Source organism: Streptomyces yaizuensis, from assembly GCF_034961445.1.
Classification (GTDB): domain Bacteria; phylum Actinomycetota; class Actinomycetes; order Streptomycetales; family Streptomycetaceae; genus Streptomyces; species Streptomyces yaizuensis.
This window is the reverse complement of sequence record NZ_BSBI01000023.1, coordinates 22,613-43,402: the sequence shown is the minus strand read 5'-3', so window position 1 is coordinate 43,402 and position 20,790 is coordinate 22,613. Positions and strand designations below refer to the sequence as shown.

22 protein-coding genes are annotated in these 20,790 nt (G+C 73.1%); 17 read left to right on the top strand and 5 right to left on the bottom strand.

The features are described from left to right. The first annotated feature begins 512 nt into the window (after nt 1-512). The 3 genes from SYYSPA8_RS36090 to SYYSPA8_RS36080 all read left to right on the top strand — a co-directional run bounded on the left by SYYSPA8_RS36090 (nt 513) and on the right by SYYSPA8_RS36080 (nt 3,206). Nucleotides 513-767 (top strand): MoaD/ThiS family protein, encoded by a 255-nt coding sequence (locus SYYSPA8_RS36090; protein ID WP_323451696.1) that lies wholly within the window; start codon nt 513-515, stop codon nt 765-767. Between the two features lie 10 nt (nt 768-777). Continuing rightward, a complete protein-coding gene (locus SYYSPA8_RS36085) occupies nt 778-2,313 on the top strand; it encodes a hypothetical protein (protein ID WP_323451695.1) in 1,536 nt (511 codons plus the stop codon). 143 nt (nt 2,314-2,456) lie between these two features. Further along, nucleotides 2,457-3,206, top strand: a complete 750-nt coding sequence (locus tag SYYSPA8_RS36080; RefSeq protein ID WP_323451694.1) for an LmeA family phospholipid-binding protein — start codon at nt 2,457-2,459, stop codon at nt 3,204-3,206. Between the two features lie 189 nt (nt 3,207-3,395). Here the strand turns inward: SYYSPA8_RS36080 and SYYSPA8_RS36075 are convergent, their stop codons facing one another. After that, nucleotides 3,396-4,034 carry a TetR/AcrR family transcriptional regulator gene (locus SYYSPA8_RS36075; protein ID WP_323451693.1) on the bottom strand — a complete coding sequence of 213 codons (639 nt, stop codon included), beginning with the start codon at nt 4,032-4,034 and terminating at the stop codon, nt 3,396-3,398. A 263-nt stretch (nt 4,035-4,297) separates the two neighbouring features. Between SYYSPA8_RS36075 and SYYSPA8_RS38445 the strand changes: the two genes are divergently transcribed. The 4 genes from SYYSPA8_RS38445 (at nt 4,298) to SYYSPA8_RS36060 (ending at nt 6,198) form a co-directional block, all read left to right on the top strand. Then, nucleotides 4,298-4,378: a putative leader peptide gene (locus SYYSPA8_RS38445; protein WP_350962106.1), complete on the top strand. Its 81-nt coding sequence runs from the start codon at nt 4,298-4,300 to the stop codon at nt 4,376-4,378. A 160-nt stretch (nt 4,379-4,538) separates the two neighbouring features. Further along, complete coding sequence (locus SYYSPA8_RS36070) at nt 4,539-5,384, top strand: sulfurtransferase (protein ID WP_323451692.1); 846 nt, start codon at nt 4,539-4,541, stop codon at nt 5,382-5,384. A 52-nt stretch (nt 5,385-5,436) separates the two neighbouring features. After that, nucleotides 5,437-5,724, top strand: coding sequence for a DUF1416 domain-containing protein (locus tag SYYSPA8_RS36065; RefSeq protein WP_323451691.1), 288 nt, complete (start codon nt 5,437-5,439; stop codon nt 5,722-5,724). Nucleotides 5,725-5,937: 213 nt separating this feature from the next. After that, nucleotides 5,938-6,198 carry a DUF3099 domain-containing protein gene (locus SYYSPA8_RS36060; protein WP_323451690.1) on the top strand — a complete coding sequence of 87 codons (261 nt, stop codon included), beginning with the start codon at nt 5,938-5,940 and terminating at the stop codon, nt 6,196-6,198. A gap of 16 nt (nt 6,199-6,214) precedes the next feature. Here the strand turns inward: SYYSPA8_RS36060 and SYYSPA8_RS36055 are convergent, their stop codons facing one another. After that, nucleotides 6,215-6,577 carry a DsrE family protein gene (locus SYYSPA8_RS36055; RefSeq protein ID WP_323451689.1) on the bottom strand — a complete coding sequence of 121 codons (363 nt, stop codon included), beginning with the start codon at nt 6,575-6,577 and terminating at the stop codon, nt 6,215-6,217. A gap of 398 nt (nt 6,578-6,975) precedes the next feature. On the opposite strand from SYYSPA8_RS36055, the gene SYYSPA8_RS36050 reads away from it, so the two are divergent. From SYYSPA8_RS36050 to ygfZ, 3 genes are all read left to right on the top strand, one after another. Continuing rightward, nucleotides 6,976-7,569 carry an FABP family protein gene (locus SYYSPA8_RS36050; RefSeq protein WP_323451688.1) on the top strand — a complete coding sequence of 198 codons (594 nt, stop codon included), beginning with the start codon at nt 6,976-6,978 and terminating at the stop codon, nt 7,567-7,569. Between the two features lie 106 nt (nt 7,570-7,675). Then, nucleotides 7,676-8,113, top strand: coding sequence for a Fur family transcriptional regulator (locus SYYSPA8_RS36045; RefSeq protein ID WP_323451687.1), 438 nt, complete (start codon nt 7,676-7,678; stop codon nt 8,111-8,113). 18 nt (nt 8,114-8,131) lie between these two features. After that, nucleotides 8,132-9,097, top strand: a complete 966-nt coding sequence (ygfZ, locus tag SYYSPA8_RS36040) for a CAF17-like 4Fe-4S cluster assembly/insertion protein YgfZ (protein WP_323451740.1) — start codon at nt 8,132-8,134, stop codon at nt 9,095-9,097. Between the two features lie 33 nt (nt 9,098-9,130). On the opposite strand, the gene dtd is transcribed toward ygfZ, so the two are convergent. After that, nucleotides 9,131-9,568, bottom strand: coding sequence for a D-aminoacyl-tRNA deacylase (gene dtd / locus SYYSPA8_RS36035; protein ID WP_323451686.1), 438 nt, complete (start codon nt 9,566-9,568; stop codon nt 9,131-9,133). A 149-nt stretch (nt 9,569-9,717) separates the two neighbouring features. On the opposite strand from dtd, the gene SYYSPA8_RS36030 reads away from it, so the two are divergent. The 3 genes from SYYSPA8_RS36030 to SYYSPA8_RS36020 are packed head-to-tail and all read left to right on the top strand — an operon-like array spanning nt 9,718 to nt 12,787. Continuing rightward, nucleotides 9,718-10,509, top strand: coding sequence for an RsiG family protein (locus SYYSPA8_RS36030; protein WP_407706160.1), 792 nt, complete (start codon nt 9,718-9,720; stop codon nt 10,507-10,509). Between the two features lie 49 nt (nt 10,510-10,558). Continuing rightward, complete coding sequence (locus SYYSPA8_RS36025) at nt 10,559-11,518, top strand: asparaginase (protein WP_323451684.1); 960 nt, start codon at nt 10,559-10,561, stop codon at nt 11,516-11,518. Between the two features lie 24 nt (nt 11,519-11,542). Next, on the top strand, nt 11,543-12,787 hold the full coding sequence (locus SYYSPA8_RS36020) for a GNAT family N-acetyltransferase (RefSeq protein ID WP_323451683.1): 1,245 nt from the start codon (nt 11,543-11,545) through the stop codon (nt 12,785-12,787). Nucleotides 12,788-12,805: 18 nt separating this feature from the next. On the opposite strand, the gene SYYSPA8_RS36015 is transcribed toward SYYSPA8_RS36020, so the two are convergent. After that, complete coding sequence (locus tag SYYSPA8_RS36015) at nt 12,806-13,822, bottom strand: transcriptional regulator (protein WP_407706159.1); 1,017 nt, start codon at nt 13,820-13,822, stop codon at nt 12,806-12,808. A 168-nt stretch (nt 13,823-13,990) separates the two neighbouring features. On the opposite strand from SYYSPA8_RS36015, the gene SYYSPA8_RS36010 reads away from it, so the two are divergent. The 4 genes from SYYSPA8_RS36010 (at nt 13,991) to SYYSPA8_RS35995 (ending at nt 19,463) form a co-directional block, all read left to right on the top strand. Beyond that, nucleotides 13,991-15,268, top strand: a complete 1,278-nt coding sequence (locus SYYSPA8_RS36010) for a helix-turn-helix domain-containing protein (protein WP_323451682.1) — start codon at nt 13,991-13,993, stop codon at nt 15,266-15,268. A 923-nt stretch (nt 15,269-16,191) separates the two neighbouring features. Continuing rightward, nucleotides 16,192-16,377, top strand: a complete 186-nt coding sequence (locus SYYSPA8_RS36005) for a hypothetical protein (RefSeq protein ID WP_323451681.1) — start codon at nt 16,192-16,194, stop codon at nt 16,375-16,377. Between the two features lie 46 nt (nt 16,378-16,423). Continuing rightward, a complete protein-coding gene (locus SYYSPA8_RS36000; RefSeq protein WP_323451680.1) occupies nt 16,424-17,071 on the top strand; it encodes a TetR family transcriptional regulator in 648 nt (215 codons plus the stop codon). A 118-nt stretch (nt 17,072-17,189) separates the two neighbouring features. Beyond that, nucleotides 17,190-19,463: a HelD family protein gene (locus SYYSPA8_RS35995; protein ID WP_407706161.1), complete on the top strand. Its 2,274-nt coding sequence runs from the start codon at nt 17,190-17,192 to the stop codon at nt 19,461-19,463. Here SYYSPA8_RS35995 and SYYSPA8_RS35990 read toward each other — a convergent pair. Further along, nucleotides 19,453-20,562 carry a selina-4(15),7(11)-diene synthase gene (locus SYYSPA8_RS35990; RefSeq protein ID WP_323451678.1) on the bottom strand — a complete coding sequence of 370 codons (1,110 nt, stop codon included), beginning with the start codon at nt 20,560-20,562 and terminating at the stop codon, nt 19,453-19,455. The two genes, SYYSPA8_RS35995 and SYYSPA8_RS35990, sit on opposite strands and share 11 nt — an antisense overlap. Nucleotides 20,563-20,790: the final 228 nt, after the last annotated feature.

Genomic DNA, 20,790 nt, shown 5'->3' with positions numbered 1-20,790 from the left:
GGTTCGCTCGCCCATTGCGTCGGTTCCTCCTCGGTCCCCGCGAGGACATGGTGCCGCTGGCCCTGCTTCGTACGGTTGGTTCACCTGCCTGTAACAACGAGCAGGAAACACAAAAGGACCCGGGGGCTGCGTCGCCCGGATCCTCTTCCGGCCACCATAACGCAGATGACGTCCCGCGCCAGAGGGCCGATGGGTACTCCGGATCCGGGGGCGCGCCCCGATGGCTCTCCGTACAAACCACTCGTACCACCCTTAATACCTCGGATGACGGCCGGAGCGAAGTGGTCGGCCGGACTCGGACACGGGTGCCCGGTCAGCGAACGGGCCGGGGCCCGGCCGGGGACGGGCCCGGGACGCCCGGCGGTGCCCCGCTCCCGGTCCCGCTCCCGGTCCCTGTCCCGGTCCCTGTCCCGGTCCCTGTCCTGGTCCGCTCCTGGCCCGTTCCTGCCCCGTTCCTGGCCGGGGGAGCGCCGGTGATGGCCCATGATGGATCCCGACGAAGGGAGTCGCGCATGCCGGTGGGGACGATCCGCTACTGGGCCGCCGCCAAGGCCGCGGCCGGTACGGCGGAGGAGCCGTACGCGGCGGGGACGCTCGATGAGGCGCTGACCGTGGTGCGCCGGCGGCACCCCGGGGAGCTGACACGCGTCCTCGCCCGGTGCTCGTTCCTGGTCGACGGGGACCCCGTCGGGAACCGGGCGCATGAGACCGTACGGCTGGCCGACGGCGGCACGGTCGAGGTGCTCCCGCCGTTCGCAGGAGGGTGAACCGCACAGCATGAGCAGCGATCAGCAGTATCCGTACGGCGGACAGTACGACGGACAGTACGGCGGACCGTACGACGGGCAGCCGTCCTACGGGGAACACGGTGAGCACGGGGAGCAGGCACCCGCTCCGGGGCCGTACGACCCGTATCAGCAGCAGGCGTATCCGCCGCAGCAGCCGTATCCGCCGCAGCACCAGCAGCAGCAGCACCAGGCGTACCAGCAGCAGTTCCCGTACGAGGGACAGCGGCCGCAGGGGCCCTACGCGGGGCAGGCACCGGCGTACCCGGCGGGGCCCGGGGCCGGATCCGGCTACCAGGACCCGGGATACCGGGACCCCGGGTACGCCCCGGCCGCGTACCAGGACGCCGGTGCGGCCGCCCCCCAGGACGGAGCCGCCCAGACCTGGGAGGGCGAGACCTGGGACACCTCGTACCAGCCCGTCATCCCGGCGGACCTGCCCGCCGCGCCGCACGGCGCCGAGGAGACCGCGTATCTGCCGCCGGTCCGGGGCCAGGCACCGCCGCCGCCCGCCGGGGCCGGTTACGGGCCCCCGTCGGTGCACGGAGCCACCGCGCCCCGGCCCGCCGCACCCGCCGCGCCTGTCGCACCCGCCCCGCCCGCCGCACCTGCCGTGCACGGGCCCACCGGGTCCGTGCCGCTGCCGCCCGAGGCCCCCGCCCCGCGGCGGCACGCGGCCGCGGCGGCACCCGCCCCGGCTCCGGCCCCGGCGTCGCCCGACGGCGGCCCCGAAGGCTGGAACGCCCCCACCACCAGCGGCAGCGTCCGCCTCACCGCCGCCCAGCGGGCACGGGCCGAGGGCCGTTCACCGATCATCCCGCCGGGCATCGAGCCCGCCGCCGCGACCGCCGGGCTCGCCCTGCTGCTCGCCGGGGGCGCCGCCGTCCACACCTACGCCCTGCTCCTGCCGCTGGTGCTGCTCCAGGCCGTCACGGCGGCCGGCTGGTTCCGGCTCAACGGCATGTGGCCCGCCCGCCAGGGCATCGCGCTCGCCTTCGCGGGCGGTCTCGTCGCCGACGCCGCCCTGCTCGCGGCCGGCCGGGAGAACGCGCCCGGCGCCGTCCTCGGCACGCTCGGCGTCTGGGTCCTGATCACCCTCGTCCTCCAGCTGCGCAGCCGCGCCGGGGCGGACGAGCGGATGTACGGGCTGATGGCGACGGTCGTCTCGGCGGCCCTGGCCGTCCTCGGCGCCGTATATCTCGCGGCCCCCGACGACGCCGTGGTCGCGGGCGCCTTCGCGGTCGCGGGCGCGGCCGTGGTCCGGGCGCTCCCGCTGCCGGGGCCGGTCTCCGTGGCGGCCGCGCTGCTGGCGGGCACCGCCGCCGCGCTGGTCTCGGCCGGACCGCTCTCCCTGAGCGCTTCCGACGGAGCCGTCCTGGGCCTGGCCTCGGCGGTCCTGGCCCTGGTCGGACTGCGGGTGGCGAGCTACGACTACCCGTCCCGGTTCGTCCACTTCACCGCCGGCGTGGCCCTTCCGCTGACCGCCGCCGCACCGGCCGTCTATGTGCTGGGGCGTGTGCTGACCTGAGCGTTCTCCCCCAGGGGCACCGGAACCGCAGCCCCCGTCCGGGCGTCGATGAATAGCGGAAGCGTCGTCGTCCGGATCAGGTCCGGAAGCCGGGGGGAGGGGGCGCGTACACGACGGACGAGCGAGGGTGGGTCCACCGGACGATGCGTGCACTGCGAATAACACTGATCACCGCCGTGGTCCTCGGCGGGCTCTTCGTCGCCGCCGACCGCGTCGCGGTCACGGTCGCGGAGAACGAGGCCGCCGACCGGATCCGCACCACCCAGGGGCTCTCGGCCACGCCCGACGTCTCCATCAAGGGCTTCCCCTTCCTCACCCAGATCGCGGGCAAGCACCTGGACGAGGTCGACATCAGCGTCAACGGCCTCGACGCCTCCGCCGGGGGCCACACGGTCGAGGTCTCCGAGGTCCGCGCGGAGCTGGACGACGTCGAGATCGCCGGCAACTTCACCTCGGCGGTCGCCGCCCGCGCGGAGGGCTCCGCCCGGGTGTCGTACGCGGATCTCACCAAGGCCGCCCCCAAGGGCGCCACGGTCGGCTACGCGGGGCCGGAGCGCGCCGCGAAGGGGCAGGTCAGGATAGACGGCCCGGTGCTCCAGCTGCTGGAGGGCGCGGGCATCGAGGTCCCGGCGCACATCAAGGGGATGCTGGGGGACGAGGAGATCACCGTCCACAGCACCGTCGAACCGGCCGAGGGCGGCACGGTCCGGCTGAAGGCGGAGGACCTGCCCGACATGCCGGTGGCGGGCTTCGACGGCCAGCTGCGGCGGGCCGTCGACTACGACATGCAGATCGACGGGCTGCCCGCCGGGATCCGGCTGGACCGGGCCGAAGCGGACGAGAGCGGCCTGACCTTCCTCGGGACGGGCACGGACGTCTCCCTGGTCGGCTGACGCACCTGCACACACCTGCACGCCTCTGCACGCACCTGACCCGGCTGACTCGGCTGATTCCCGACGGCCGGGAGTCGGCCGTCCCGGGTGGTTTTCACGGCATGAGCACAAAGATCCGTACGAACGCTGCGAACGGACCGGCCACGGCGGGCCCCGGCCACCCGGCTGCCGCCAGGACCGCCGGGACCGTCAGGATCCGGCGGGAAGCCCTCCTCGGAGGCTGAGAGCGATCAGCCGGGCGAGCTGCTCCCCGGCCACCAGCAGCGGGCGCTCGTCGCGGGAGACCTGGGCGGACAGCTCCGCCCCCTCCAGCGTGCAGACGACCATGCCCGCCAGGTCGGCGGCCTCCTCCTCGGCGATGCCGGCCGCGCGCAGCATCTCCGCGACGATCCCCTCCCAGCCGGCGAAGGCGCTGCTCGCCGCCCGCTGGATGTCCGGGAGCCGCCCGGCGGTGCCCAGGGCGGTCGCCGTGACGGGGCAGCCGTCGAGCCAGTCGGAGGCCCGCAGCCCCTCGGCGAGGCTGCGGGTGACGGCGACGACGGCCTCGGCCGGGCCGGGCTCGCCGTCCAGGATCTCCCGCAGGATCCCGGCGAACTCCTCGTCGCCCCGGCGCACCGCCGCGACGGCCAGCTCCTGCTTGCCGCCGGGGAAGAAGTGGTAGACGGAGCCCAGGGTCGCCCCGGCCTCCTGGGAGATCTGCTTGATCCCGGTGCCGTCGTACCCCTGCCGCTGCATCAGCACGGAGGCCGCCCGGACGATCCGCTCACGGGTGCCGGGGGTGGCGTCCTGGTCCTGGCCTGCGGGGTCGTGGCGCGTCCTGGTCTTCATCCCGTCGAATCTACCCGCCCCCGGCGATGTATGGAACGTCCGTTTTAGAACGGGGTACCGAGCCGGTCCGGGGGCTCTCCGGACGGTCTGGCCGCATGGTGAGACGGCTCTGTCCGATGGGCAGGAACGCGCGCCGCGCCGACCCGCGCCGACCCCTTCCCGCCCGGCCCGCACGGCACTCCTTTCCCGTATATTGGACGATCCTGTCTCAGTATCCGACACACCGGTGACATGGCGGCCGAGTCCTCCCTACGATCGGACCCATGAAGCGACAGGCGGATCTCACGAAGCGGCGGGCAGTCGACCTGTGCCGTGTCGCCGCCATGCTCTGTCGCGCCGTCTGAGCGGGACCCCGTACGACGAGCGGGAAGTCCCACGCGCTCTCTCCGTCCCTGGCCCTTCGATCTCTGTTCAGGGCCGTCCCCGCGCGGTACGCCGCTTCTGACGCGTACTCGCGCAGCCTCTACGCACCACCGCCGCATACTGCCCCGGAGGAGAAAAAGCATGAGCCGCAGCGACGTCCTGGTCGACGCCGACTGGGTCGAGGCGCACCTCGACGACCCGCAGGTCGCCCTTGTCGAGGTCGACGAGGACACCTCGGCGTACGAGAAGAACCACATCCGGAACGCGATCCGGATCGACTGGACGAAGGACCTCCAGGACCCGGTCCGCCGCGACTTCATCGACCAGGAGGGCTTCGAGAAGCTGCTCTCCGCCAAGGGCATCGCGAACGACACCACCGTCGTCCTCTACGGCGGCAACAACAACTGGTTCGCGTCCTACGCCTACTGGTACTTCAAGCTCTACGGCCACGACAGCGTCAAGCTGCTCGACGGCGGCCGCAAGAAGTGGGAGCTGGACTCCCGCGACCTCGTCGACGGCGACCAGGTGCCCGAGCGCGCCGCCACCGAGTACCGCGCCCAGCCGCAGAACCTGGCGATCCGCGCCTTCCGTGACGACGTCGTCGCCGCGATCGGCGCCCAGAACCTGGTCGACGTGCGCTCTCCCGACGAGTTCAGCGGCAAGCTGCTCGCCCCGGCGCACCTGCCGCAGGAGCAGTCGCAGCGCCCGGGCCACGTCCCGACCGCCCGCTCCATCCCGTGGTCGAAGAACGCCAACGACGACGGCACCTTCAAGTCCGACGACGAGCTCAAGGCGCTCTACGAGGGCGAGCAGGTCGACCTGGCGAAGGACACCATCGCGTACTGCCGTATCGGTGAGCGCTCGGCCCTGACCTGGTTCGTGCTGCACGAGCTGCTCGGCGTCGAGAACGTCAAGAACTACGACGGCTCGTGGACCGAGTACGGCTCCCTGGTCGGCGTCCCGATCGAGCTGGGCCCGGCGAAGTAGCCCCGTACCCCCGGCACCGCAGAACCGACCCGTTGGACATTTGGAGAACTGTATGTGTGGAGCGAAGGCCGGCGGCCCCGACGCCTCGACGATCAAGCCCGGTGAGACCACGATCCAGGGCCAGGTGACCAGGAACGGCGAGCCCGTGACCGGATACGTCCGGCTGCTGGACTCGACGGGCGAGTTCACCGCCGAGGTCCCGACCTCGGCGACCGGACAGTTCCGGTTCTACGCGGCCGAGGGCACCTGGACCGTCCGGGCCCTGGTGCCCGGCGGCACGGCGGACCGTACCGTCATCGCGCGGACCGGCGGTCTGGCCGAGGTCGCGATCGCGGTCTGATCCGACGGCGCGCGGCCGAGGCCGCGCGGACGCGGACGCGGTCCCATCGGGACCGCCATGAGACGGCCGGAGGGCCGCACCCCCGGGGGTTGGACGCCACTGGATCCGGGGTGCGGCCCTCCGGCTCACTTATGTACGGAGGACGGGGGACGGCGTACGGGGAACGGCGTACGGAACGGGTCCGCCGGCCGCTCCCGGTCGTACGCTGGAGACATGTACGCGCGGCGGCGGCGTGCCTATTTCGTCCTGATGGGCATCTGCCTGTTCCTCTTCGTCTCCGCCTGGTCCTACGTCCGGCTCTTCTCGAACGAGGCGGCGGTGGCGCTGTGCTTTGTCGCCATGGTCATCCCGCCGATCGCGGCGATCGTCGCCAACCGGAGGGGGCCGGACGACCGCTGGTGGGACGATCCGTCCGGCGACCCCGAGTCCGATCGCTGGTGGGACGAGCTGGACGGCAAGAACCGCCGCCCGTAGACGTGGACAGGGAGTGTCAGTAGACGAGGGCCTGGACGCCGTCCGCCATGATCTCGCTGACGAAGACCTGCGCACCGGCGATCCGCACCCCGTCGAGGACATCGTCCTCCGTGATCTCCCGCCGGGCCGCGCACTGCGTGCACAGGGTGATCCGCCCGCCCGCCTGGATCGACTCCAGCAGGTCCGGCAGCGGGGCCGCGTGCGGCAGCTCGAACTCCGCCGCCCGCCCCGGCAGGGCGAACCACGAGGACTCGCCGGTCAGCCAGAGCGAGACCTCGACTCCGCTGGCGACGGCGACCGCCGCCACGGTGAAGGCCTGGGAGCAGCGCTCCGGCGCGTCGGCACCGGCGGTCACCTTGATCACGAGCTTCTTGTCCATGGTCCGCACTGTAGGACCCGCGCGGCCGGGCGGGCGGTCCGGGGCGGAGGTGCGATCACGGCGGCGCGATCACGGCGGCGCGATCACGGCGGCGCCCTCGCCAAGAGCGCCGGGGCCCCACCCATTAGGCTGGGGACCTGGGGCGTACCCGCGCCCACCGCACACCGCCCACCGCTCACCCGAGGAGCACTCCGTGCTTGAGCTTTTCTTCGAAGCCCTGCTGGTTCTGGTCTGCATCGGCGTCGGCGCCTTCGCCCTGCTGACCGTGAAGAAGCTCTACCAGGGTCAGCGCTGAGGTCCGTGGGACGTCCCGTCCGCCGGGCCCCTCTTCCGACACACTGCCTTCCGACGCATCGCTTTCCTACAGATCGCCTTCCTACAGATCGCCTGAGTCGCTCATGATCGAGATTCCGTCCGACCTCAACCCGGACCTGGTCCCCCTCGCCTTCCTCCTCGGTACGTGGGAGGGCGCCGGCGTGTCCGACTTCCCGGGCGCGGAGAAGTGCAACTTCGGCCAGTCCGTCACCTTCAGCCACGACGGCCGTGACTTCCTGGAGTACGCCTCGCACTCCTGGGTCCTCGACGCCGAGGGCAACAAGGTCCGGCCGCTGGAGAGCGAGCACGGCTACTGGCGGATCGACAAGGACCGCAAGGTCGAGATCGTCATGGTCCGCGACCAGGGCATCGTGGAGGTCTGGTACGGCGAGCTGGCCGACCAGAAGCCGCAGATCGACCTCGCGACGGACGCCGTGGCCCGTACCGCCGCCTCCGGCCCGTACAGCGGTGGCAAGCGGCTGTACGGCTATGTGAAGGGCGACCTGATGTGGGTGGGCGAGAAGGCCACCCCCGAGGTCGAGCTGCGCCCGTACATGTCCGCGCACCTGAAGAAGGTCACGGCGACGGAGCCCCGGGTCGTCACCGCGGAAGAGGTCGAGTCCTGGGCGAAGGACCTCGGCGACCTCCCGGACGACGGGATCACGTTCTTCAAGTAGGCCGCGTTCTTCAAGTAGGCCGTGTACGGCACGGTGTCCGGCCCGGCGCCCCGGAGGTCCCCGCGACCCCGGGGCGCGCTTGCTCCCCCCGCCTACACTGGGGGACGTGGTGAGCACCGACTGGAAGAGCGATCTCCGGCAGCGCGGCTACCGGCTGACGCCGCAGCGCCAGCTGGTCCTGGAGGCCGTGGACGCGCTGGATCACGCGACCCCCGACGACATCCTCTGCGAGGTGCGCAAAACCGCCTCCGGGATCAACATCTCCACCGTCTACCGGACCCTGGAGCTGCTGGAGGAGCTGGGCCTCGTCTCCCACGCCCACCTCGGGCACGGCGCCCCCACCTACCATCTCGCCGACCGCCACCACCACATCCACCTCGTCTGCCGGGACTGCACCGGCGTGATCGAGGCGGATGTCGCCGTCGCGGCCGACTTCACGGCGAAGCTGCGGGACACCTTCGGTTTCGACACCGACCTCAAGCACTTCGCGATCTTCGGCCGCTGCCGGGACTGCACGGCTGACGCTTCAACTACCGAGTCGTAGGCTTTGACCATGGCCACTGTGAAGAGCCCTCTGCTGTCCCAGCCCGGCGCGGTCCCCGCCGAGGGCGCCGACGAAGGCGTCGCCGCGCACTACGGCGACCTCTTCCGGGAACAGCGCGCACTCGCCGCCGGCACCGGCCTGGTCGACCTCTCGCACCGCGGAGTGGTCGCCGTCACCGGTGAGGACCGGCTCTCGTGGCTGCATCTGCTGCTCACCCAGCACCTGACCGAGCTGCCGCCGGGACAGGCGACCGAGGCGCTGATCCTCTCCGCGAACGGGCACATCGAGCACGCGCTCTACCTCGTCGACACCGGGGACACGGTCTGGGCCCATGTCGAACCCGGCTCGCAGGAGGCGCTGATCGCCTATCTGGAGTCGATGAAGTTCTTCTACCGGGTCGAGGTCGCGGACCGCACCGGGGACACCGCCGTGGTGCATCTGCCGGCCGGTTCCATCGCGCCGGTCCCCGAGGGGGCCGTGGTGCGCGAGACCGCCCACGGGCGCGACCTCTTCCTCCCCCGGGAGCTGCTGGAGCCGTACGCGGCCGAGCACGGCCCGCTCGCGGGGATCCTGGCGTACGAGGCACTGCGCGTCGAGGGCCACCGCCCCCGCGTCGGCTTCGAGACCGACCACCGGACCATCCCGCACGAGCTGGGGTGGATCGGCACCGCCGTCCACCTCCAGAAGGGCTGCTACCGGGGTCAGGAGACCGTCGCCCGGGTGCAGAACCTGGGCAAGCCGCCGCGCCGGCTGGTCTTCCTGCACCTGGACGGGAGCGAGGTGCACCTGCCGGCGGCGGGCACCCCGGTCCGGCTGGCGGCGGACGGCGAGGACGGGCGGCAGCTGGGGTTCGTGACCACGGCGGTCCGCCACCACGAGCTGGGCCCGATCGCGCTGGCGCTGATCAAGCGGAATGTGCCGGTGGACGCGGCGCTGACGGTGGGGGGCACGGCGGCGGCGCAGGAGACGGTGGTCGAGCCGTAGGGCCCGAAGGGCCGGGGCCGTGGCCCCGGCTTCTCACATCTCCAGCAGTACGGTGAACGGCCCCTGATTGGTCAGGGACACCCGCATACTCGCCCCGAACCGTCCCGTCTCCACCCGGGCGCCCAGCTCCCGCAGCTGCGCCACCACCTCGTCCACCAGCGGCTCGGCCACCGGCCCCGGCGCCGCCGCGTTCCAGGTGGGGCGGCGGCCCTTCCGGGCGTCCCCGTAGAGGGTGAACTGCGAAATCACCAGCAAGGGCGCATTCGTCTCCGAGCAGGACTTCTCACCTTCCAGGATCCGCAGGGTCCACAGCTTCCGGGCGAGCTGCGCCGCCTTCGCCGGTGTGTCGTCGTGGGTGACCCCCACCAGCACACACAGCCCCTCGCCGAAGATCTCGCCGGTGGTCCCGGCGCCGGCGCCCTCCGTCACGGCGACGCTCGCGCCGTCCACCCTCTGCACCACTGCACGCATACAGACCAACCTATCTGGGGCTGAACGGGTGCAGAGCGCCTGCGTCGGGAGCGTCCGGAATGGCACGATGCAGGAAGGCGGTGCGACCCCCGGCCCCTTCGACCCCCGGGGGAGACCCAGGCACCGGTCGAGGGGACGGACGCAGGCATATGAGCACATCTGGAACCGGGCAGCCGGCCGGTCCCGTACCGACTTCCGGGCCCCCGCTGCCGACGGTCCGGGCAGAGCGGCCCGCCGCGCCACAGCCGGTCGTACCGCACGTACTGCCCGTACCGCATGTACCGCCCGTGCCATCCGTGCCGGGCGGCGCCATGACCACGGCCGTCGCGGCGCTCGCCCACGCGGTGACCGGGGCCGCCCAGCGCGCCCCCCAGCAGCGCGCGACCACGGACCAGCGCGTGACAACGGACCAGCGCGCGACCATGGACGCCCTGGCCGATCCGCCGCCGTACGACCTGCGCGCGCTGCGCCTGCCGGAACTGCGCTCCCTGCGCCGGGACTCGCAGCGGGACGAGGCCGACCTCAGCTATGTACGGCGGATGCTGCACGGCAGGATCGACATCCTCCGCGCCGAGCTGGCCCGCCGTACGGACGCTCAAGTTCCGGTGGTGCGCGGACTGGTCGTGGACCGGCTCTCGGAGATCCTCGCGGACCCCCCGTCCCCCCATCGCAGGCCCACACGCCATGTGACGCTCTCCACACCACAGCGTGAGGAGTACCGCCGGATCGCGGCGGACATGCTGGCCGACGTGGAGTTGTCCGACCTGTCGGCGAGGACCGACGACGAGCTGCACACGGGCATGGGACGGCTCGTCCGGTACGAGCGGCAGGTGTCCCGCCGCCGGCAGCTGCTCCAGCGCACGGCGGACGATTGCAGTGCGGAGATTGCCCGCAGGTACCGTGAAGGAGAAGCACATATCGACGATCTGCTGACCCGCTGACCTGAAGCGATCCTTCGGAGCGGGTTCCCCCCACCGCACCCGGAGGCCGATGATGACCCCTGCTGCCGCCATATCCCCGGTCCTCGCCGAGGTCGTACGCTCCGGCTTCGTCGAGGGCCACCACCGGGGCTCGCTGGTCGTCCTCGCGGCCGACGGCAGTGTGGAACTGGCGCTGGGGGATCCGGCCGCGCCCGTCTTCCCGCGCTCCGCGAACAAGCCCTTCCAGGCCGCCGCCGTCCTCCGCGCCGGACTCGACCTCTCCGGCGAACGGCTCGCGATCGCCGCCGCCAGCCACTCCGGCGAGGACTTCCACCGCGACCTCGTCCACAAGATGCTCACCGAGTGCGGGCTCACCGAGGACGACCTCCAGACCCCGCCCGACCTGCCGCTGGACCCCATCGAGGCCGAGCACTACCTCTCCCGGGGGCTGGTCCGCGACAAGGTCACCATGAACTGCTCCGGCAAGCACACCGCGATGCTCGCCGCGTGCGCCGCCAACGGCTGGGACCTGGGCGTCTATCTCGACCAGGACCACCCGCTCCAGCGGCTCGTCCGCACCACGCTGGAGGAGGCGACGGGAGAGCCGGTAGCGGCGGTCGGCACCGACGGCTGCGGCGCCCCCCTGATGGCGATCAGCCTCACCGCACTGGCCCGGGGCTTCCGCTCCCTCGTCCTCGCCGATGAGGGCTCCCCGGAGCGGCGGGTCGCCGACGCGATGCGCGCCCACCCGGAGTACGTGGCCGGCAGCCGCCGCCCCGACACCTGGCTGATGCGCGAGGTCCCCGGGGCCCTGTCCAAGATGGGCGCCGAAGCAGTCCAGGCGGTCGCGCTCGCCGACGGCCGGGCCCTCGCCTTCAAGATCACCGACGGCTCCGACCGCGCCGTCCGCCCGGTGCTCGCCCGGGGCCTCGCGCTCCTCGGCGTCGACTCCCCGGTACTCGACCGGATCGGCCGTACGCCGCTGCTGGGCGGCGGCGCCAAGGTCGGGGAAATTCACGCGACTTTCTGAACGGGGTGCGCCTAGCGTGGGCGCATGAGCCCTGAGATCCGTACGGTCACGGAGTCCGAGTACCCCGACTGGATGCGGGCCCTGGCCACGGGGTTCCTCATGCCGCCCACGCCCTCCGAGCAGGACTTGAAGGTACGGCGCTCCGGCACCGACCTGGACCGTACGCTGGGCGCCTTCGACGGCGGCCGCTGTGTCGCCACGTACCGGACGCACCCGCAGTGGCTCTCGGTCCCCGGCGGCGCCCGGGTCGACGCGAACGCGATCACCAACATCACGGTCGCGTCCACCCACCGCCGGCGCGGACTGCTGAGCCGCATGATGGCCCGCGACCTGGCGGTCGCGAAGGAGCGCGGGGACGTGGTCGCCACGCTGACCTCCGCCGAGTACCCGATCTACGGCCGCTTCGGCTTCGCCCCGGCCACCTCGATGGCCGCGTGGACCGTCGACCTCCCGCGCACCGGCCTCGACCGCCGCGCCACCGGGCCCGCCTGCGGCGGCCGGATCGACCTGGCCGACATGGCGGACATCCGCGCGCTGGGCCCCGCCCTCCACGAGCGGGTCGCGGCGCTCACCCCGGGCATGGTCAGCCGCAGCGAGCGCTGGTGGCAGCTGGCCACCGGGGTGCTCCAGGTCTCCAGCGACCCCTGGACCGAGCCGCTGTCGGCGCTGTACCGCTCGGCGTCGGGCGAGGTCGAGGGCCTGGTCGTCTACGCCGCCGACGGCAAGTGGAACGACGCCCAGCAGCCGCTGAACACCCTGACCGTACGGGACCTGCTGGCGCTGACCCCGGCCGCCGAGCGGGCGCTGTGGCACCACGTCTGCTCCGTCGACTGGGCCACCGGCGTCGAGGTACCGCGCCGGGCCCCGGACGACGTCCTGCCCCTCCTCCTGCCGGACCCGCGCGCGGCCCGCACCACCTCGATCATCGACGGCATCTGGCTGCGGTTCCTGGACACCCCCAGGGCCCTCGCCGCGCGGACGTACGGCACGACGGCGAGCCTGGTCCTGGACATACGCGACGAACTGGGCCACGGCGGGGGCCGCTTCCTCCTGGACACCACCCCGGAGGGCACCACCTGCACGACGACGACCCGCACCCCGGACCTCACCCTGCCCGCGCCGACCCTGGCCCGCCTCTACCTGGGCGACGAGTCCCCGCACCGCCTGGCGGCCCTCGGCCTCCTGGAGGAGAACAGCGCCGGCGCCCTGACCCTGGCGGATCACGCCTTCCGGACACCGCGCCGCCCGTGGTGCCCGGACGTCTTCTGACGGTTTCCGAAGGCCGCGTCAGGCGGCCCGGAGCACGCGCACCCGCTCGGTGAAGTCGGTCACCAGCGGGTGCGGGCCGAAGGGGACCATCCGCCGCTGGACATCCCGTACGGCACCGACCGCGCGGGACGACGCGACCCGCGTGGCGAGACGCAGCGTCCGCACCCCGGCGGCGTGGGCGCCTTCGAGTTCGCCGCGCTGGAGGTACGACACCGCGAGCGCGGCCTGCGACAGCGCACCCCGCCGGGCCCGCCGCTGGGACCGGGCGTGCCGGATGGACTCCCGCGCGTGCTCCGCCGCCTCCGTGGGCCGGCGCAGGTCGCGGAAGGTGTTCGCGTACTCGCCGTGCAGATAGGCGGGGTCGATGAACGTCGCCCAGAGCGGTTCGCGGCCGCCGTCGACCCGCCCGAAGGCCGCCTCGGACGCGCGAACGGCCCGTACCGCCGCCGTGCCCTCCCCGAGGACGGCGAGCGCACGGGCCTCCAGCGCCCACAGATCGGCCTCACACGCGGGCGACTCCACCCGGGCGAGCCCCTGCCGCCCCGCCTGCGCCAGCCTCCGCCCCTCGGCGGGATCGCCGGTCAGGGTGGCCTGATCGGCCAGGCCCGCGAGCACATGCGCCCCGAGCGCCGCGTCGCGCGCTTCCTCCGCCAGCCGCAGGGCCTGGATCAGGAACCGCTGGGCGGTGCCCTGTTCGCCGTCGTCGAAGGCCATCCACCCCAACAGATACGTCTGTTCGGCGGTGGCGGCACAGAGCGCCCGGCGGACCTCCTCCGCGTAGGCGCGCCGCAGCAGCGGGTAGACATGCCCGTTGAGATAACGGGTCAGCATCCGCCGCCCGGCGCCGCCGCCCCGCATGACGTCCGTGTCCTGGAACGTCGCGAACATGTTCCGTACCGAGGTGACGTCTTCGAGCCGCACCCGTGGGCCGGGCGGGGGCTCCTGGTCGAGGGTGTTGAGGAGCCAGTCCCGCGAGGGGCCGATGCCGGCCGATGCGGCGAAGGGGGCCGCTGCCAGGAATTCTCTGCGATCCATGTCCGCTCTCCCGGGTTGGGTGACCGACTCGACCGTCGCCGCCCACGATGCGTGGTGGGCCGAAGCGCGGTCAAGGGCGTACGGGGTGACACGCCGTCCTGAGGTGGGTTCACCGAGTGCTGCGGGTATGACCGGTTCGGGCCCCTGTGGCCCCGGATGCTCCCTACCATGGGCACGGAAGTGGGTGAGGTTGTGTCGACCGAGCTTGCCAGGAATGTGAAGAAGCAGCGCCGCGCTGCCGGGATGACCCAGGAGGCCCTGGCGGAAGCGGCGGATCTCTCCGTCAGTACCGTCCAGAAGGTCGAACAGGGCGGCACGGCACGGACGCAGACCCTCCACGCCATCGCCCGAGGGCTCGGTGTTCCGACCTCGCGGCTGTTCGTGGCGGACTCACCCGCGCCCGTGGTCGACGACGATGCCACCCGCAGGAGTCTGGTGCCGATCCGCATGGCGCTATGCCCCCCCGTCGGGTTGGACGGCGTACTGGCCGGGCCGGGCCTCGTCCCCGACGACCCGGCCGATGTGCGCCGGAAGGTCATCACCGTCCACGACCTCTACCGGGCCGACCAGTTCGGCGAAGTGGCCAAGGCCCTGCCGGGACTCCTGGAGGAGACCGGGGCGGCCCTGTCCGTGGCCCGCGAGGGCGATGAGCGCCGCGCCGCGATGAAGGTGCGCTCGCTCGCGCTCCAGGTCGCCGGGAAGTACCTGACACAGGTCCGGCAGTACGACCTCGCCTACCACGCGGTCGAGGAAGGCATCCGGCTCGCCCGGGAGGCCGGGGCGCGGCGGTACGTCGCCACGGGGATCATCGGACTCGGCTGGGTGCTGCTGCGCCAGGACCGGTTCGACGAGTGCTACCGGCTCGCCGTCACCACGGCGGAGCAGATGGAGCCGAGGATCTCGGAAGGGGACCGGGCGCGGGTCCAGCTCTGGGGCGAACTGTGGATGCGCGCCGCTTCCGCCGCTGCCCGGGACAACCGCCCCGACGACACCCGGGACGCCCGTCGGATGGTGGCGCGCGCGGCGGGCGGAATGGACCGGGAGGACCCCTCGTTCCCCACCACCTGGGGCGGGTTCGGGCCGGTCACCGCCGAGATCAGGGTGATCGAGGACTTCCTGGTCCAGGGGGACTCGCACGCGGACGCGCGGGCCGTGCTCAGCCGGTCCGGCGAGGGTGTGATGGCGGAGTCCGCCCTGAAACGGCTGGGAAGGCCGCAGGGTGCCAACTGGGCCCGCCACAAACTCGACGTCTGCCGGGCCCACGCCCTGCTGGGCGCCCACCAGGACGCCATGGACGAGTTGATCGGCATCAGGTCGCTGTACCCCGAGTGGATCCGGCACCAGGCCCTGGCGCGCGGCATCATGACGGACATTCTCGGGTCCCGTAAGCGGATCCTCACCCAGGAAATGCGGGACATGGCGGCTTATCTGGGGGTTGTGGAGTAGGCCCTGCGTTCCGTACGAGTCCGATCACGTTCCGTGCGGAAGTGGTGTGATCCGCTCGTGGTCCGGCGGGACCGTGCGGCCTACGGTCGTCGTGTCCCGCCCGACGACCCCAGGGGCCACGATGACCAGCCGACGCCGCACCGCCGAGGGTGCGTGCCCTCCGTACCGGGCCGCTGCCTGGGCCACCCCCACCGAACCCCTGCTCCACGAGGTACTGGCCGGACTCCACTGGTGCCGGGCCGCGCTGCCCGGCGGTCGGATATCCCCCACCGCCGCCGGTCGCGGCGACACGTTCCCGTACCCCGAAAATCCCCGTACCCCCACGGAGGTGGGCAGTGGGCCAGCCCCCGCCCCGGGATTCCCGTTACCCGGACTACCCGGACTACCTGGACCACCCGGACCACCCGGACTACCTGGACCGCCCGGAATTCTCCGCGTTCCCGGAAATGAACACCCTCAGATATCCGCCGTGCGCATGCCCGGACCCCGGCTGCGTGCTCAAGACCCCGGCGAATGCGCCGCCCGATTCCCCCGCCCTCGCCCGGCTCCGGAATCAGGTGCGGGCGGATCTCGAAAGGCGCCGGAACTTCGGCACCTTCGGGCGGGACGACTCCTCGCCCGGGCTCTCCGGTCCTGCTTGGTGACGGTGACCGGATTCTCCGCGCTCGGTCTGCTCACCGCGGGCGTCGCGGAACGACTCTGAGATCCCCTCGACCGCCGTCCGCCGCGTACCGGCCCGGGAGTGCGACCACGCCTCCGCGCCCCCGGCGCCCGGCGGACGGCTCCCTCGGCCACCCCCGGGGCCGAGGGGCACGGGCCCCGGCCGCCCCTCCCGCAGGGCGGCCGGGGCTCTCCCGTCCGTACACTCCCTCGAAGGATGTAACGGTGCATCAACGGACACATCGGGCGGATACCCTCCCCGCATGCCCACCATCGAGCCCCCGCGCTGCCCCAACTGCCCGGACCGGCCCTGGGTGTGGCGGGACATGACCACGGCCGTCCCGGAGCGGCCGGACCTCTGGTACTGGTACTGCGCCGGCTGCCGGGGGTACTGGGAGCCGGTCCCCGAGTGCCGGGCGGTGTTCGCGCACGGGGTGCCGGTGGTTTGAGGGGTGGGCGGCGTGCTGAGGGGCCGGGTCGCCGTAGGCTCGCCGTATGAGCGACGGGAGTGACGGGAGCGGCGGCGTCCGGGCGGAAGGGCTGCGGGAGCGCAAGCGGCGGCAGACGCGGCAGGCCGTGTCCGACGCGGCGGTCGCGCTCTTCCTGGAGCGCGGGTTCGACGCTGTCTCCGTCGCCGAGGTCGCCGCCGCGGCGGAGGTCTCGAAGCCGACCCTCTTCCGCTACTTCCCCGCCAAGGAGGACCTGGTGCTGCACCGGTTCGCCGACCACGAGGGGGAGGCGGCCCGGGTGGTCGCCGGGCGTCCGGGCGGGGTGTCGCCGCTGGCGGCGCTGGAGCGGCACTTCATCGAGGCTCTGGACCGGCGCGACCCGGTGACCGGATTGTGTGACGCGCCCGAGGTGCTGGCCTTCCACCGGCTGGTGTACGGGACGCCGAGCCTGGTCGCCCGGTTGTACGCGTTCCAGGGCCGGTCCGAGCGCGCGCTCGCCGAGGCTCTGGGCGGCGGGGTGCCGGCCAGGCTCGCCGCCGGGCAGATCGTGGCGGTGCTGCGGATCCTGGCCGAGGAGAACTGGCGGCGCATCGCGGCGGGGGAGAGCGCGGACCGGGTCCGCCCGGACGCCGGGGCCACCGCCCGGCTCGCCTTCGCCCGGCTCGCGACGGGGATCGACGCCGACAGAAAATGAGACTCGGTTAAAAAAGTTACCGAGTTGCTTTATTCTGGGGAGAGTGAGCGACGATCTCAGCCATGCGCTGACCCAGGAACGCGCCCATGACCGGGCCTGCCGCGCGGCGCTTGCCCGGATGGCCGACGCGGCGGACGACCAGGTCCGCACCGGCGAGCACGCCTTCGCCTCGGGTGCCGACGCCGAAGTGCTCGGCCGCCATCTGCGCGGCCGGGCCAGGGAACTGCGCGAGGAACCCGAAGGGCCGGCCTTCTTCGGCCGGATCGACTTCGCCCGGGACGGACCCCCCGGAGCCGCCGGACCACCCCCGTACGGAGAGATCGGCACCGGCACCGCGGCCCCTACCGGATCCCCTACCGACGGACCGGCAACCGGAGAGATCGGCACCGAGTCCCGTACCGGCCGACCGGCAACCGGAGAGATCGGCACCGAGTCCCGTACCGGCCGACCGGAAACCGGGGAGATCGGCACCGAGTCCCGTACCGGCCGACCGGAAACCGCGGGCCCGGGCACCGCCGCCCCCGCTCCGGACGGCCACCAGGGGCAGAGCTACCACATCGGCCGCCGCCGCATCGCCGCCGATCCCCTCGCCCCGCCCCTCGTCATCGACTGGCGTGCCCCCGTGGCCCGCGCCTTCTACCAGGCCACCGCCCGCGACCCGCTGGGCCTCGCCGTCCGCCGCCGATTCGGCTGGGCCCGGACCGCGCCGGACGGCGGCCACGAGCTGACCGGCCTGGAGGACGAACACCTCGCCCGGGACGGCGGCGCCCCCGCCGGCTTCCTCGCCGAGGAGATCGAGCGCCCCCGCGTCGGCCCCATGCGGGACATCGCCGCCACCCTCCAGCCCGAGCAGGACGACATCGTCCGCTCCGGCCCCGCCGTCTCCCTCTGTGTGCAGGGCGCCCCCGGCACCGGCAAGACCGCCGTCGGCCTGCACCGGGCCGCGTACCTCCTCTACACCCACCCCCAGCGGTTCCACCGCACCGGCCTGCTGGTCATCGGACCCAACCGGGCCTTCCTCGCGTACATCTCCGAGGTCCTGCCCGCCCTGGGCGAGCGGAGCGTCCGGCAGTCCACCCTGGAGGACGAGATCGCCCGCCACGCGGTCCGGGCCCGCGACACCCCCGCCGCGGCCGCCGTCAAGCACGACATCCGGATGGCCGGGGTGCTGCGCCGCGCGCTGTACGCCCGGGTCGTGCCGCCCGCCGGGGGGATCACCGTTCCCGACGGCTCCCACCGCTGGCGGGTTCCGCACGCCGAACTGGAACGGATCGTGGCCGGGGTGCGCGCGGAGGACCTTCCGTACGCGGTCGGCCGCGAACGCGTCCGGGGCCGGGTGGTCCGCGTGGTCAGGGACCTGGCGGAGCGGCGCTCCGGGCCCCGGGGCGAGGGCTGGATCCGCCGGACCGGGCGCACCCGTGCGGTCACCGCCCTGCTGGACGCGGTCTGGCCGCCGGCCCGGCCCGAGGAGGTGCTCGCCGCCGTGCTGACGGACCCGGCGGACGACGCCCTCGCCCCGCACGAGCGGGCGGCCGTCCGCTGGGCCGTGCCGCCGCGTTCGTACCGCACCGCCCGGTGGACCGCCGCCGATCTGGTGCTGCTGGACGAGGTCGCGGGGCTGATCGAACGCCCCGCCGGTTACGGCCATGTCGTCGTGGACGAGGCCCAGGACCTGTCACCGATGCAGTGCCGGGCGATCGCCCGGCGGTCCGTGTCGGGTTCGCTGACCGTGCTCGGCGACCTCGCCCAGGGCACCACCCCCTGGGCCGCGCGCGACTGGGCGGGCCTGCTCGCCCACCTCGGCCGGGCGGACGCCCCCGTGATCCCGCTGACGAGCGGTCACCGGGTGCCGGAGGCGGTGCTGGAGCTGGCCGGGCGGCTGCTCGTGCGGATCGGTGCCGGTGTTCCGGCGGTGCGTTCGGTCCGCCGGGGCGGCGAGGTGACGGTGCGCCGGGCCGACGATCTGGTGCCGGCGGTGGTCGGCGCGGTCCGGTCCGCGCTGGAGCGGCCGGGTTCGGTCGGGGTGATCGCCGACGGTCGGGCCGTCGGCGATCTGTACGAGGCCCTGGCCGCCGGGGGTGTGGCGGCGGCCCGCCTCGGCGACCCGGACGATTCCGAGGACGCCGAGCACGCCGAGGACGCCGAGGACGCCGAGGGCACCGATGCCCTGGGTGCCCGGGTGACCGTCCTTCCCGCCACCGCGGCCAAGGGGCTGGAGTACGACCACGTCGTGGCCGTCGAACCCGCCGCGATCGTGGCGGCCGAGGACCGTGGCCACCAGCGTCTCTACACCGTCCTGACCCGGGCCGTCTCCCGGCTGGACGTCCTGCACCGGCTGCCGCTGCCCGCAGCCCTGGAGCGGCCCCCGGCCCCGGCCCGGGTCAGGCGGTGACCGCCGCCCGGTCCGGGGCCGGGAGACCTGCGGGCGCCGGGCGGACGGCCAGTTCCGGCAGGGACCACCACCAGCCGATGACCGGGATGTCCAGCGGCGCGGTGCCGTCGTCCGACGGTGTGTCGCTGAAGGAGTCCGGCAACGGCGCCGGGTCGTGCGGCGTGGTGTAGCGCAGCGAGCTGATGCCCCAGTCCTGGGAGCCCCGGATGAAATGGGCCAGGCTGTCGAGATACCGCCGCAGCTGCGGGCTCGCGCCCGGTGCCAGTGCCTGGCGCAGCCGCAGGAAGAGGCACAGCACCCGGTCGCGCTGGGCGACGGCCGTGGTCAGGGCGGCCGCCGGGGTGAGGCCGTGGTGGTGTTCGAGGACCCGCAGCACATTGAGCCAGTAGCCCGTGCCCCGGCTCTCCTTGTGGTGGGAGAGGATGTCGTTGTCCCAGGTGATGACGAACGACGCCATCTCGGCGGCGGCCCGGGTCGCGTGGCTGTCGCGCTCGTGCGGCTGGAGTTCGTAGCCGTGGCCCATCTCCAGGAGCGGCAGCACCACCGTGGTCGCGCCGTCGTAGAGGCGCATCAGGGTGTAGTCGGTCAGGTCGGGCACGGTACCGGCGCGCCGGTGCTCGGCCTCCCAGACGACGGAGAAGAAGTACTCGCGCAGGGCGTCGATCCAGCGGGCCGTCTGCCCGTGGGTGCCGTAGCGGGAGACGCGGGCGCGCAGATCGCGTACGCCCATGGCCAGCGGATCGTCGGTGAGCAGCGGGATCTCGGGGTTCTGGGCGATCCGCAGCAGCCGGTGCAGCACCGCGACCAGCTCCCCCGGGCGGTGGCCGATGTCGCTCTCCTCGCAGCAGCCGTCGTCCACGCCGAACAGCCAGAGCACGAAGTCCGCGAGGAGGGAGACGACTTCCTCGCGGCCCTCGGGAAGGATCCTGGCGGAGAAGGTCCCGATGTCGTGGCGGACCAGCCGGGCGCGCAGTTCGTCGTTCCCGATGCCGAGTGCCTCCGCCCAGGCGGCCGTGCGCGCGTCGATCGCGGCGTGCCGGGGATGGATGGCGGGCGGTATCGGGGAGAAGAACGGCGGAACGGTCAGTTCGGGCCCCACCTGCGGCCACCTCTCTGCTTCTCGGACGAACGGTCGGACTGGCCCCGGCGATGTCTGAAGAAACGGTTCTGCATGGACGTCGGCAGCCGGAGGGCTCTGTGCGGGCACGGGCCCGGCGGGGTTCTCGGGGTAGCGCGGACTTTGCGGGATGTGCGGACGGAATCGCCGATGACCGGTGCCCGGACGGAGGGCCCGAGCGGTGCGACCGATCAACTACGGGGGATAGTA